Here is a 12,582-nt window from a genome sequence, read left to right as displayed (position 1 = left end):
GCCTTCACACCCTGTAGTTGGGTTCCGGTCCGCATGGCGGGGACATCTAACTGTCTCGTGTACTCGAGGCGAAGTGCGCCTCAAGCACCCAAGCCAAACTAGCTACTCGACCATCCCGCGGCCCTTCACACCCTTACTTTGTCTTTGCTTCTTTTCGCCGGCGCTTCATCACATCGGCCAAGGCTGAGATCTCATTGGCTGAGGCTTTGCTGTCGTTGAGTTGCAGATGTGGGAAACTCTTTAACAAACGACGCTGGACGGCGTTTAGTTGCGGTAATTTGTTTTCAGTATCGCCATGTTTGCGGTAGTCTTCCAGCCAGCCGCGATCCGCTGCAAGCTTGTCGGCTGCCTCGGTCGCCCGGGTGCGCAGCTCTGTTTTCTTCGCGTCGATCGATTCGCCGATGCGCTTGGTCGCCGCGCCGAAGGACAACATGTTGGCCAAGGTGAAGCCGAGGTCGAACATCATCAAGGCGATGAAGACGATCGCGGCGAAAATGCCGTATGCGGTGTCCAGGCGGGTGACCACGTTGGCGACCAGCGGATGGACGAATTTCACAATCGCGACGACGCCGAGGCCCCAAAAAGCGGAGATCGGCAGGGCGACGCGGCCGTTCAGGTTTAGAGGCACGTTGCTGTAATCCCACCAGCGGGCGTGGAAGAGTTTTTCCATCAGCCAGCTTGTGATGTATTCGATCACCGTGACCACCAACGCGGACAGGAGATAGAGGACCACCAGATTATTTTGAAAAGGCGCGATTGCCGCAAGCACGGCGGTCATGGCAAAGCCGTAAACGGGGATGACCGGGCCGGTGAGAAAGCCGGAATTGACCCACTGGTGCTTTTTCACGCTGACATAGCCGCTTTCCCACAGCCAGCCGACAAAGGCATAGGCAAAAAAGTAAAGGACCCAATTCGTGAACGCCTGCTCAACCGCGATCTGATTCATAGAAACGCCTCCATTCGATGCTTTGACTTTAGCACAGGACTTGGCCTGCTGGCTAGCATGCGTTATTATTTGCACGAGAAGCGCCGCGGCTGGCAGGCGGGATCACCGCATTTGGCCGATTGGCGGAAACGTTATTTGACTGTACTTTGGCCAGAGGAGGAAAAACATGTCGCTCATCGCATTGATCTTGGTTGGCTTGTTGGGCGTCGAACATTTGGGTATCGCCGGACTGGAAATGCTGGCGAAACCGGACGTACAGGCGGGCGCCTTTGGGATGCCACTGTCGTTTGTCCAAGAACCCAACGCGCAAGTCGCGCTGAAAAATCAGGGTATTTATAATCTAGCATTGGGCCTCGTCCTGTTATTGACGCTGGTCCTGCTGCATGGCCAAGCGCAAGTCGTGACGGCGGCGCTGCTGGCCGGCTTTGTGACCTTGGTCGGCCTTTATGGCGGGGCGACGGTGACCAAAAAGATCTTTCTGATTCAGGCGCTGCCGGGCGCCGTGACAGTGATCTTGGTGGTGCTCTGAGATGGCGGTGACGGCCGAGACCTTCTTCCTGCAAGGGGACCCCGCCAATGCGGCGCCCATGGCCCATTATATGAGGAATCGGTTTCCGTTTCTTGGGGTCAAAACGCCTGAACGGAAGCGGCAACTGCGACCGCTGATTGCCGCCAGCCGCACCTGGTCGACTGAGGCGTTGCGGGGTGCGGTCGCGGCGCTGTATGCCCGGCCTGAGCGGGAATATCAGTATGCGGCGATCGACTTGGCCAGCGCCCGCGTGCGGCAGTGGACGCTGACGGACATGCGCTGGCTGGCCGAATTTGTGCCGGTGAAGGCCTGGTGGGACAGCGTTGACGCCTGGCGGATGGTGTTTGGCCGCTACATCGCGCGACATCCCGCGGAAAAGGCGGCGATTTTCGACTGGTTTTTCGGCCAGGATGATTTTTGGCTGCGCCGCGTCGGCATCACGCTTCAATTGATGGAAAAAACGCAGACGGACACCGCGATGTTGTCACGCGCGATCTTGGCCGACCGGACTACTCCAGAATTCTTCATTCAGAAGGCGATCGGATGGGCACTGCGGCAGTACAGCAAGACGGATTCCGACTGGGTGCGCGCGTTTATGCGAGACCATGAGTTGATGTCACTGGCAGTGCGCGAGGGCAGTAAATATCTTTGACTGGGTGCGCTGGCGTCCAGGAAAACTGCGTCGCGCCGCCCCACGAGTCACTTTGATTGACGAATACGCCGGCGCCGCCGATAATTTGCCCATCACAGAAAAAGGAGGCGGCCGCGATGCAATTGACGATCGTGATCCCGACGTTTCAGCTGGGCAGCTATTTGCGGGGGATGTTGGATGATCTGACCCACCAGACGCAGGATTTTGAGTTGTGGTTGGTCGATGACGGGTCGACGGATGGGACGGGCGAAACGGTGGTGGACTTTGTGCGCGGGGTGCCGCAGTTTCACGCTGCCGTTTTTCCCAGCCACCGCGGCGTGTCGGCGGCACGAAATTATGGACTGGACCGGGCGACGGGCGAAGCCGTGGCCTTTTTGGATGGCGATGACCTGATCGCGCCGAACTTTGTCGAAGTGCTGGCCGGCGGATTTTCGGCGCCTGATGTGGTCGCTTCGAGCGTTGGCTATAACTGGTATTCGCGGCGCGGAGCTGGAAACCGGGCGATGATGCTTGATCAGCGCGCGATGTTTGAACAGGTCAGCCATCATGGCACAGAGGTCGGCGGATACGTCTGGAACAAGGCGTTTCGGCGCAGCGCGATCGAGGCGGCTAACTTGCGCTTTGATGAGTCTTTGACGCTGGCGGAGGATTATTTGTTCACCGCTGAGTTTGTCGCGAAAACGCCGGGCCGCTATGCGTATCAGCCCGCGGCGCTGTACACCAAGCGCAACCGCCCGGGGAGCACGATTCACACGGCCAGCAGGGCGGATCGGCGCGGTGAAGACGCAGTGTTTGCGAAAATGCGGGCGCTTGGGGCACATTTGAAGTGACAGGAGGCCGGTGCGGTGCTAGCTTGCCTTGGCCTTTCAGAAAAGCCGGTCGCCTTGCCGCCTGCGGTTGAGAACTTGCCCTGCCAACTTGACATGACGGCTCATTCCAAGTTTTGCGGACGCCATCGTTTTTCCCTGACCCGGCCGGCCTTTTCGGGGTAGGATTAAGATGACAACGGTTGCAAAACAACAAAGGCAGGTCATCAACGTGGAACTTCATGTGGCAACGTTCAACATCGCAGGTGGGCAGCATCCTGACTTGGAGGCCCTCCAGCGACTTTTCAGCCAGGAACACTTGGCGGTCATCGGGGTGCAGGAGGTCGACCGGTTCACTGATCGCAATCCGTTCGACATGCCGGCCGTGATCGGCGGCACGCAATACACGAATTCATTTGCCGAGGCGATGCCGCTGATGGGCGGGTCGTATGGTATCGCAACTTTCGCCGACCGCCCGCTGGCAGCCTGCGATGCCACGCATTTTGCCAGCCGCGGCGAGGAACCGCGGGTGTTTCAGCGCGGCGTCTATCACGTGGCAGGGCACGACATCGCCGTGTACAACACCCACTTCGCTTTTGAAAAGCCGGCGCTGCGGATCGATGAAGCTGCGCAGCTTCTGGACGCACTGGGCGCCGACCCACTCAAGGAGCAGATCGTGTTTGGTGATTTCAACATGGATCAGCGCCACGAAGAATGGCAGGTCCTGGCCGAACAGCTGAATATGGCCAATGGGCAGGACGGCAGGTGGCTGGACACGTACATGTGGCGCGATGCGACAATGCAGCAATTTGCCATCGACAATATTTTCACGAGCCGTAATTTGACGCTTTCCAATGTCCGGACGGTGACGCCGATTTTGTCGGATCATTTGATGTTGGCGGCGGATGTGGGATTTTATTGAAGTTGTGCTTGAACACTGCGATGGCGAACACGCTGTCGCGGCCTTTTTTGATTCAGGGTGTGCAGGCTCGCGGGATGGCGGAACAGCTAGGTCGGCTCATGCGCTTGATGGCGGGCTTAGCCATCGAGTGCATGAGACGCCTAGATGCTTCCGCCATGCGAGCCGGAACCCAACTACAGGGTGTGTAGGCCCGCGGGATGGTGGCTCAGTTAGGCAGGCCGCCCCCATTTTCCCCGAAAAACATTTCGCTGGCGGGCCTCAACGCGTAGACTGAAAGAGATCGTCACAACTGGAGGTTACGCCATGCAATTCACCTATCATCAGACCACACTAACTATTGAGACCCTGCCCACTGTTTTTTCCCCGACCGCCCTGGATCGCGGCACTCAGGCCATGCTGGACTTGGCGCCGGTGCAGGACGGCAGCCGTATCCTCGACTTAGGCTGCGGGTCGGGCTTTGTCGGACTCTATTTTGCCAAAACTTTGCCGGCCGCTCAGGTGACGATGGTGGATGTGCAGGAGGATGCGGTGGCGGTCGCAACGGCCAATGCCACCCGCAATGGCGTTGCCCCGCGCATCCTCAAGAGCGATGGCTTTTCGGCGCTGGGCGGTGAGGTGTTTGATGTGGTGCTGTCCAATCCGCCGTATCACACCGATTTTTCCGTGGCCAAGGGGTTCATCGAAGGCGCGTACCGGCAGCTGGCGGTTGGCGGGACGCTGTACATGGTGACCAAGCGCCGCCTGTGGTATGAAAATAAGATTCGCGCGGTCTTCGGCGGGCTGCGCGTGGTCGAGCGCGATGGCTATTTTGTTTTCATCGCGGAAAAACGGCGAGGCGAGGCCGCACGCCGCAAAGCCGCAACGGCCGCCAATAAGCATGGCCTGTCGAAAAAGTTAGCCCGGAAACAAGGAAAGAAGTCTTCTCGTGAGTAAACGTGCCATCATGATCGTCACCGTTGCCTTATTGCTGTCAAACGCCATGAGCGGGCTGGATAGTACCATTGTGAACACGGCGCTGCCGGCGATCATCGCCGATCTGCACGGCCTGCAGTACATGGCGTGGATCGTCGCCTCGTTTTTGCTGGGGACCGCCGTGTCGACGGTGCTTTGGAGCAAGCTCGGCCAGCGCACCTCCAATAAATTTGCTTATGAATTGGCGGCCTTGTTGTTTGTGCTCGGGTCGTTGCTTCAGGGCCTGGCGCCGAACATGGCGTTTTTGATCGCAGCGCGGGCGCTGTCCGGGCTGGGCAACGGTGGCATGGTCTCTCTGCCGTATATCATTTACGCCGACCTTTACCGCGATCCGCGCAAACGGATGCAGGTACTGGGGCTAGTCTCCGGCTCTTACAGCATGGCGACGATCATCGGGCCGCTGGTCGGGGGCTACATTGTCGATACGTTTTCCTGGCACTGGGTCTTTTATCTGAATGTGCCGATTGGGCTGTTGTCCGCGGTGGTCGTCCAGTCGTTTTATCAGGTCGCGAAAAATAGTCAGCAGCGTTCCCCACTGGATCGGTCCGGGGCCATTGCGATGGTGATCGGGCTGGTGGCCTTGCTGGCGGGCATCGAGCCGATCGGCACGGGCAGTCTTGGCACGATCGTGTTGTTGCTGGCGATCGCAGCCGCCGGATTTGGCTGGTTGCTTTTTGCGGAAAAACGGGCGGTGGATCCGATCATTCCGGGCCGGCTTTTCAAAAATCGGGCGCTGGTCATCGATTTTGCCTTATTCGCGCTGATCTGGGCGGCGTTCATGGGCTTCATCACGTATAGTCCAATGTGGGCGCAGGGCCTACTGGGAACATCGGCGCTGATCGGCGGTGCGACGCAGATTCCCAGCTCGTTTGCGAATTTCTTTGGGTCGGCTTCGGTCGCTCCAATGCGTCGGCGGCTGACACCATATCGGGTGATCACAATCGGCATTTTGACCCTGACCATCGCCTTCGTCCCGCTAGTCATCGCCGGTGTCCACGCCCCATACTGGATCTTGCTGGTGGCTGGCGTGTTTGAGGGCTTCGGCAACGGGGCCTGCTTCACCGAACTGCAGGTCAAGGTGCAGACTGATGCCGCGGCCGCGGATGTCCCGGTCGCCACATCGTTCTCGTTTTGGATACGGATGCTGAGTCAGACGTTCATCGCGGCCATTTCGGGCATCGTGATGAACCACGCGCTGGCCGCGGGGGTTGCCGCATCAGCCGGCCGCATCACAATGGGGATGCTCAACAAGCTCAGCGACGCCAGCACTGTCGGCAGCTTGCCGCAACGTTTGCTACCTGAAATGCGGACGATCTTGCATGGCGGGCTGCACAATATCATGACGGTGTCGCTGGCCCTGATGCTCGCGGCCTGGGCGCTGCATATTTGGTCGCAGCGCCGCGCGCGGGTGGCGAACCGAACCGCGGGGTAACTGACGGACGACTTGAAGAGGGATATGCCGCTTCACATTGCCGGAGCAGGGCGGAATGACCCAAGAAAGAAGGACAACACAATGACTGTGATCGACGACTATATTTTCCACCAACCCGAATCGGTGCAGCCACGCCTTCAGGAATGGGCGACGCTGTTGCGCGAGGCCCTGCCGCAAGCGGAAGAGCGGCTCGCATATGGGATGCCAGCTTTTTATCTGCAGGGGAAGGCGGCTGTCTATTTTGCCGCGAATCGCCAGCATGTCGGCTTCTACCCAACGCCGGCGACCATCACCAATTTTTCCGAGGAACTGCAGGCCTTTCACACGAGCAAAGGCGCGATTCAGTTTCCTTATGACCAGCCGTTGCCGGCAAAATTGGTGCGGGCGATGACCCAATGGCGCGCCGCCCGTATGACAGATAAAGGGGCGACGGCGGCCGTGCCAACCGCACGCCAGCGGGAGACCATGCCGGATGCGGTCGCGGCGGCCCTGGCGGCGCATGGCCTGCGGGAAGCCTACGAGGCACGCCCACCGTATCAGCAAAACGATTATCTGCGGTGGCTCGGTCAGGCAAAGCGGCCCGCGACCCAGCAGGCTCGGCTGGCGCAACTATTGACGGAACTGGCGGCCGGGAATGTCTACATGAAGATGCCGTGGCAGCCGCGAAACGCGAAAGAGGTAAGCAAATGAAGACAAGTTATTACCGGGTGATTCAGACGATCGACACAAAAGATGATGACGGCCGGCCTGTGACCCTGATGCCGGGATCGGGACTGTACATCACGACCACGGCGGCGGTGAATGCGCAAGGGGATGCGTTGGTGGATGGCGCGTACCTGCTTTTTGCAAAAGCGACAGGCCTGGCCACCGAAGTTAGCCTTTCGAGTCAGTTGCTCGATCATTTGGCCCCGATCTCGGCCTTGGATTATCAGATCATCGCGGCCGAAGCTAAGTAAGTGTTGTGAGCGGGAACACAAACGAAAAAGGCTTATGGCTGGCGTGATTGGTGTTCTTTAATTGAACATTTTAATGGCGATTATTCAACGTAATTTCGCAGACGGTGCGATTGTGACATCGTCGCTTGAACATGATAGTAGCCCAAACAGACATAGGGTTTTCGGTGATTCAACGGCGAGTGCTTGATTCACAAGATAAGGCGCAAGCGATACAAACAATTTACAATTTTATCTGTTGACGTATCCGCTTACTGGAGTTATTATAATCCCGACACTGAGAGGCGTGGAGGAGCTGGCCACGAGTTCTCTCCCAGCGTCGGTCAGTCCGGCGGGAACCAACCCGCGACCTACCCCGAGCGACGCAATGACGGTTACCTGCAGTAAGGGGGTAACCCAAAGGGCTTAAACGGACCCGGTACTGGGAAGTACCGGAAAAATGTACCACCCACATTTCAAACTGAATAAGTTCCCAAACACCGACGGGAGGAATCTCGAAAATGAAGAGGGAAAGGGATCCAACCTAAAATTTGGCAGGTCGGAGGAGACTTCGGCCTGTTTGCTGTGCCGTCAGAACTTTTTTCAAAAATAGGCCCGACGTGAAGGCGCCGGGCAGACATAAAAACTGGACGCAACCGTTGCGCCCAGTTTTTTTGTATACGGGAAGTTTTCCGTCTTATTCTACTGATCCAGATCCGCCACGCGCCGCAGGGTCACGGTAAGGCCGGTTGCTTCGGCGTAAGTATAGCGCGCCTCGATGCCTTTGACGATGCCATTTGCTTGTCCCTTCTGCAGGGCGGTGTGGTAGGTTTCCAACCAGATGCCGACCGCCTCAACGCCAAACTCGAAGCCCTCGAAGACCTGCATGTACACGCGGCTGGTCGGCGCAGTTGTGTGAATGGTGATCGCCGTTACCTGGCCGCCGCGGATGTGCATGGTCAGCGTCAACGTCCCATCATTGAGCAAACGCTGGTCGCCATCTGCGGCTGTTTTTGGCAAGCGGTGATCAGGCAAAACCATATTGCGATTATAGACGCGCTGGACATAGTCATAAGATCCCAGATCCATGGCGCTCGCCTCCTTATCGCCTGCATTATAGGCACGGGGCGTGCAACCACGCAACGAATCTGACTCGCGCGGCGCGGGGTCAGCTTTCCTTCAAATTCGGATGGAGCCAGTGCCCGACGAGTTGGCGGTTGGCCAGTAAAACAGGGACGAGAAGCACGAGTGCGAGGATCCCGCAGGACGGAAAGCCCCACAGGCCGGTCAACGCGTCCATCACGGAGCCGACATAGATCGAGCCGACCGGGGTGGTGCCTTGGTTGAGCAGCACGTACACACTCATGATGCGGCCACGCAATTCGTTTGGAATGTCGAACTGGAACGAGGCGTTGGACTGGTTGAGGAAGATCATGTTGCAAAAACCGATCAGGACCATCATCACCATGGCGAGTGGATACGAGCGGACGAAGAACATGGCCGCCTGCAAGCCCGCGGTGCCGACTGCGACCCACAGATAAATGTTGCGCTGCAGGCCAAACCGCGACAGGTAGCTCATCAAAAACGCTGCGGCAAGCGAGCCGATCCCGGTGGCCGACAGCAGGTTGGCATAAATGTCCGCGCCGCCGCCCAGCACTTGGTTCGCGTAGATCGGGATGATGACATTATTGTTGAAGTTGAGCGTCGACACGATCAGCATCAATTCCGCACTCATGCGGATGCCGGCATGCGACCAAACATATTTGAGGCCGTCTTTGACATCGGCCCACAACCGTTTTTTCGACGGGGTGGCGACGACCTTGGTCTGCTTGATCAAAAACAGGCCGCCGAGAACGGCTAAGTAGGAGATCGCATCAACGAGAAAACAGATGCCGACCGAGAATTTGACCATCAAAAGGCCAGCCAGTGATGGCCCGGCGATCTTGGCGAGGTTGAAGATCGTGGAGTTCAGTGAAATGCCGTTCATCAGATTTTTGCGGCCAACGAGTTCGACGACGAACGACTGGCGCGTCGGTGTGTCAAAACTCTGCAGGACGCCGTAACCTAAGGCGATGGCAAGGACCATCCAATACTGGACCACGCCAGTCATCACAATCACCGTCATGATGACGCCGAGCACCAAAAAACCGGCCTGCGTGATCATCAAAATGCGGCGCTTGGGATGGCGGTCGATCAAAGAGCCTGCGACAAGCGTCAGGCCGAGAATCGGTAAAAACTGGCAGGCGGAGAGCAACCCCACCAGAAAGGCCGACTTGGTCATTTGGTACACGAGCCAGGTCTGGGCGGTGCGCTGGATCCAGGTGCCCATGACGGAGATACACTGGCCGATCCAGAAATACCGGAAATTCTTTTCACGAAGCGAGGAAAACATGGTGCCTAAGACGTTCAATGCGGCCGCATCCTTTACGGTAAGATAACTTCTACGATAGCCTTTAATTACACTATGTCAATATCAACGCGGGTGTTGCTCTCGAAATTGCTTGTGGGGCATTCGATGGTGCGGCGAGGCGTGACGCACCCTTTTGTCTGGTGGTCTTGGTACAATACGGATAGACGGGGACGGCGCACGGGATTAGCACTATCTTCATTCAAGTGCTAAAAAAGTGCGCCGGTCGCTGGCAAATGCGTTATACTGTTGTTGTCCGTAAGGTAAGAAAACAATGATGGAGGTAAAGATCATGGCAGATGTTGAAAAGACGCTTGTACTTGATAAGCCGATGAACGCGGTGTTTGATTGGAGCGATTCCGAGACCCCGGTTCGCGATGCATTGTGGGACTACTACATGGAGAAGAACGGAAAGGATACGATCAAGACCGAAAAGGAAATGAAGCCGGTCCTGGACAAGAGCGATGATGAAGTCAAAGCTCTTGTGGAATCCGTTCTCAAGAAGTAATAGCCGACGCGTGCAACGCTGCGGCGACCCCGTTGTCCGAGGACAGCGGGTTTTTTTGATTCAGGGTGCTCCGGCCCGCGGGATAGTGGGGCAGCTAACTTGGCTCGGGTGCTTGAGACGCACTTCGCCTCGAGTGCACGAGACAGTTAGATGTCCCCACCATGCGGGCTGGAGCCCAACTTCAGGGTGCGAAGCGCGGCGTTTAGGTCTGAACAGCTAGTGCGGCCTGGGTGGTTGATGGCGTCCTTGGCCATCGAGCGACCGGGACGACTAGATGTTTCAGACCTGCCGCGCGTAGCCCAACTTCAGGGTGCGGAGCCGAGCGTTCAGGGGTGGGCAGGGAGTGCGGCCTGGACGGTTGATGGCGCTGAAAATTGTTATACTGTCTGTTTTTCATACCCAAGGGCAGAGTTCTTTAATCAATTGGTCTACCTCGCCAAAAAGAGGATGCGCTCGGCCGGGCGTTTCAGGCACTTCACAAGCAGGACCGGGCATGATTGATCTGTCAAAGCCCATACTGGCGCGGGCGATGGGTGATCCGACCTGTCTTGTTGTCAGACTGATCGCGGCTGGATGACGGCTTTCGAGGTAGCCGACGCGGGGGTGAGAACGCCGCAGGGACGCTGTTATTCGGCGGCCAGCTTCTTGTTAAAAAATCGCCAATTATGTATAATTTATCTTCCAGGGAACAACATCGCCGTGGGGACGATGTGCGAGCGTTCGGGGGCATTTTTGGGAGGAAACCTGTATGGAGATCTTCGAGATTCTTGATGCAGATGAGCAGCGCCAGCTTCGATTATTACAATTTTTATTGCGGCAGAGTAAGCCGCTTAGTTTTGGTGCGCTCACGCAACAGCTTGCGCAGTCGCCGGCCACGCTTCACAGTGACCTGAGCGCCTTGTGCAATCGACTGGTCCGGCTGGAAGGCGGGCTGACGCTAGATCTGACGGATGATGTGATCGTCTTGCATGGGACGCATCAGTGGTCAGCCCAGGAGATCGACTACTATTGTTTTTTCGAGCGGTCGTTGTCTTATCGGCTCTTGATCGACCTGTTGATTCACCCGGAGCTGAGTTTGGTTCAACGAGCGGAGATGCTGCATATCAGCCGGGCGACGTTAGCGCGACGGATTCGCGAGCTTAACGGCCATCTGGAAGAATTTCAGGTGCAGATCAAGGCGGGCCGGCTGGTTGGCAGTGAGCCGCAGATTCGCCATCTTTTTGTCCAGTGGATCTGGGCAACGGTGCCGTATGATCTGATCGTCTCGCAGATCATGGTCCCTTCTGGAACGGCGGTGATCGAAGGCATCGAGCGCCGCAGCCCGGGCCTTTTTTCCTGGGATGGGACGGTGCGAATGCAGCTGTATTTTGCCATCATGAAGGCGCGGGCGGCAAAACACACGGCGAATCTACCCCGCGGGGTGTGTCTGGATGACGCGACGCCTGAGCTCGCACTGATTCGCGATGTTGTGGCGACACACGCCCATGCGACTGGCATGACTTGGACCGCCGGCGAACAGCTGTGGCTCGAACGCATGATGATGGCGAACATGGCCTTTTCCACGGACAGCGAAGGCGGGCGGCGCGCGATCGCGGCTGAGACGGCAAAAGACCCGGCGATCACTGCGTTGGACCGCACGATCGGCCAGCTGGTGCGCACATCGCTGGGCGCGTTCACGATCACTGATGATGTGTTCGACATGCTGTCTTATTCCTTGCAGCAAAGTTATTTCAGCGTGCTGTATTTCAACGGCATCATCAACGTACCCGCCAATTACATTCCGATGCCGGTCATGTTCCGCGTGCCAAGCGAGCGCGTCACCAAGGTCCTTGTGCGCATGCGCCAGGCGACGGCCACGATCATGGCGACCCATGGCGGCATCTCAGCTGAAAAATTGGATGAGCTTTCCCTGCGTTACCGCATGGCAATGGACTTAGTGATCGCCAATATTCAGGATAAAATCGTGGTCGGCTGTAATTTTGGGCGCGACCGGATGTTCACCGAGGCGCAGATCGAATTGATCAGACGCACGCTGCGGACCACGGTAACGGTCGATTTTGAAGCCTATCACCCCGCCCATCATTATGATGCGGTGATCACGGCGCGCCCGACCGGTGCCGCCGAGCGTGAGGATTCGCGCGTCTTCATCGTCCTGTCACCGGATTTCACGCCGGACATGGGCGACCTGGAGCTGTTTTTGGAGCACATCTACATGCGCTTTTTGAGCGACCGGTATGACCGGTTCGTGGCGGCGCAGCGGGACCAAGCAACCGAGGACTGAGCGCTGGATTCATTTTGATATAAAACAAAAAAGTCATTGTCTCCGTCGTGGTTGGTCACGGAGAAAATGGCTTTTTCGGTTGAGCAGACGTCGTGCTAGATAGTTCGGAGACGCTGGTGAGCAACCGCTCTTGCTGTGGGGTGAGCCGGCTTGCTGTAGATACAAAGCCATGTGACCCAGCGCATTCACATGGCC

General features: G+C 57.4%; 13 protein-coding genes. 10 read left to right on the top strand and 3 right to left on the bottom strand.

Annotation, left to right across the window (positions count from 1 at the left end; all coding sequences use genetic code 11):
* Positions 1 to 133: 133 nt before the first annotated feature.
* On the bottom strand, positions 134 to 946 hold the full coding sequence (locus EKM95_RS04525) for a putative ABC transporter permease (RefSeq protein WP_125696654.1): 813 nt from the start codon (positions 944 to 946) through the stop codon (positions 134 to 136).
* Positions 947 to 1,112: 166 nt separating this feature from the next.
* Here EKM95_RS04525 and EKM95_RS04520 point away from each other — a divergent pair, with 166 nt between their 5' ends.
* The 8 genes from EKM95_RS04520 (at position 1,113) to EKM95_RS04485 (ending at position 7,215) form a co-directional block, all read left to right on the top strand.
* Complete coding sequence (locus EKM95_RS04520) at positions 1,113 to 1,475, top strand: DUF1304 domain-containing protein (RefSeq protein WP_125696653.1); 363 nt, start codon at positions 1,113 to 1,115, stop codon at positions 1,473 to 1,475.
* Positions 1,476 to 1,482: 7 nt separating this feature from the next.
* Positions 1,483 to 2,127, top strand: a complete 645-nt coding sequence (locus EKM95_RS04515) for a DNA alkylation repair protein (protein ID WP_164510087.1) — start codon at positions 1,483 to 1,485, stop codon at positions 2,125 to 2,127.
* 116 nt (positions 2,128 to 2,243) lie between these two features.
* Positions 2,244 to 2,957: a glycosyltransferase family 2 protein gene (locus EKM95_RS04510; RefSeq protein WP_125696651.1), complete on the top strand. Its 714-nt coding sequence runs from the start codon at positions 2,244 to 2,246 to the stop codon at positions 2,955 to 2,957.
* A gap of 169 nt (positions 2,958 to 3,126) precedes the next feature.
* Positions 3,127 to 3,855, top strand: a complete 729-nt coding sequence (locus tag EKM95_RS04505; RefSeq protein WP_125696650.1) for an endonuclease/exonuclease/phosphatase family protein — start codon at positions 3,127 to 3,129, stop codon at positions 3,853 to 3,855.
* Positions 3,856 to 4,158: 303 nt separating this feature from the next.
* Complete coding sequence (locus EKM95_RS04500; RefSeq protein ID WP_125696649.1) at positions 4,159 to 4,788, top strand: class I SAM-dependent methyltransferase; 630 nt, start codon at positions 4,159 to 4,161, stop codon at positions 4,786 to 4,788.
* On the top strand, positions 4,781 to 6,259 hold the full coding sequence (locus tag EKM95_RS04495; RefSeq protein WP_125696648.1) for an MFS transporter: 1,479 nt from the start codon (positions 4,781 to 4,783) through the stop codon (positions 6,257 to 6,259). Before EKM95_RS04500 ends, EKM95_RS04495 begins: the two co-directional genes overlap by 8 nt.
* Positions 6,260 to 6,340: 81 nt before the next feature.
* A complete protein-coding gene (locus EKM95_RS04490; RefSeq protein ID WP_125696647.1) occupies positions 6,341 to 6,949 on the top strand; it encodes a YdeI/OmpD-associated family protein in 609 nt (202 codons plus the stop codon).
* The gene (locus EKM95_RS04485) at positions 6,946 to 7,215 is read left to right on the top strand and encodes a hypothetical protein (RefSeq protein WP_125696646.1); all 270 of its coding nucleotides are present in this window, start codon (positions 6,946 to 6,948) and stop codon (positions 7,213 to 7,215) included. The genes EKM95_RS04490 and EKM95_RS04485 overlap by 4 nt, the downstream gene beginning before the upstream one ends.
* Positions 7,216 to 7,893: 678 nt before the next feature.
* Here EKM95_RS04485 and EKM95_RS04480 read toward each other — a convergent pair.
* Together EKM95_RS04480 and EKM95_RS04475 are read right to left on the bottom strand one after the other, a co-directional pair.
* Positions 7,894 to 8,280 carry a hypothetical protein gene (locus tag EKM95_RS04480; RefSeq protein ID WP_125696645.1) on the bottom strand — a complete coding sequence of 129 codons (387 nt, stop codon included), beginning with the start codon at positions 8,278 to 8,280 and terminating at the stop codon, positions 7,894 to 7,896.
* 79 nt (positions 8,281 to 8,359) lie between these two features.
* Positions 8,360 to 9,583 carry an MFS transporter gene (locus tag EKM95_RS04475; RefSeq protein ID WP_125696672.1) on the bottom strand — a complete coding sequence of 408 codons (1,224 nt, stop codon included), beginning with the start codon at positions 9,581 to 9,583 and terminating at the stop codon, positions 8,360 to 8,362.
* A gap of 307 nt (positions 9,584 to 9,890) precedes the next feature.
* Between EKM95_RS04475 and EKM95_RS04470 the strand changes: the two genes are divergently transcribed.
* Together EKM95_RS04470 and EKM95_RS04465 are read left to right on the top strand one after the other, a co-directional pair.
* Positions 9,891 to 10,106 carry a P8 family protein gene (locus EKM95_RS04470; RefSeq protein ID WP_125696644.1) on the top strand — a complete coding sequence of 72 codons (216 nt, stop codon included), beginning with the start codon at positions 9,891 to 9,893 and terminating at the stop codon, positions 10,104 to 10,106.
* 748 nt (positions 10,107 to 10,854) lie between these two features.
* Positions 10,855 to 12,387, top strand: coding sequence for a helix-turn-helix domain-containing protein (locus EKM95_RS04465; protein ID WP_125696643.1), 1,533 nt, complete (start codon positions 10,855 to 10,857; stop codon positions 12,385 to 12,387).
* Positions 12,388 to 12,582: the final 195 nt, after the last annotated feature.

Origin of the sequence: Lacticaseibacillus yichunensis, assembly GCF_003946405.1 — a bacterium.
Lineage (GTDB): Bacteria > Bacillota > Bacilli > Lactobacillales > Lactobacillaceae > Lacticaseibacillus > Lacticaseibacillus yichunensis.
Note: the sequence above shows the minus strand (reverse complement) of the source record. Positions and strands in the feature narration are given on the sequence as shown.

Bases quoted from the DNA above. Each gene is read 5' to 3' on its own strand.
- EKM95_RS04525 (WP_125696654.1), bottom strand. From the start codon at position 946: ATGAATCAGATCGCGGTTGAGCAGGCGTTCACGAATTGGGTCCTTTAC.
- EKM95_RS04520 (WP_125696653.1), top strand. From the start codon at position 1,113: ATGTCGCTCATCGCATTGATCTTGGTTGGCTTGTTGGGCGTCGAACAT.
- EKM95_RS04510 (WP_125696651.1), top strand. From the start codon at position 2,244: ATGCAATTGACGATCGTGATCCCGACGTTTCAGCTGGGCAGCTATTTG.
- EKM95_RS04505 (WP_125696650.1), top strand. From the start codon at position 3,127: ATGACAACGGTTGCAAAACAACAAAGGCAGGTCATCAACGTGGAACTT.
- EKM95_RS04500 (WP_125696649.1), top strand. From the start codon at position 4,159: ATGCAATTCACCTATCATCAGACCACACTAACTATTGAGACCCTGCCC.
- EKM95_RS04490 (WP_125696647.1), top strand. From the start codon at position 6,341: ATGACTGTGATCGACGACTATATTTTCCACCAACCCGAATCGGTGCAG.
- EKM95_RS04485 (WP_125696646.1), top strand. From the start codon at position 6,946: ATGAAGACAAGTTATTACCGGGTGATTCAGACGATCGACACAAAAGAT.
- EKM95_RS04480 (WP_125696645.1), bottom strand. From the start codon at position 8,280: ATGGATCTGGGATCTTATGACTATGTCCAGCGCGTCTATAATCGCAAT.
- EKM95_RS04475 (WP_125696672.1), bottom strand. From the start codon at position 9,583: ATGTTTTCCTCGCTTCGTGAAAAGAATTTCCGGTATTTCTGGATCGGC.
- EKM95_RS04470 (WP_125696644.1), top strand. From the start codon at position 9,891: ATGGCAGATGTTGAAAAGACGCTTGTACTTGATAAGCCGATGAACGCG.
- EKM95_RS04465 (WP_125696643.1), top strand. From the start codon at position 10,855: ATGGAGATCTTCGAGATTCTTGATGCAGATGAGCAGCGCCAGCTTCGA.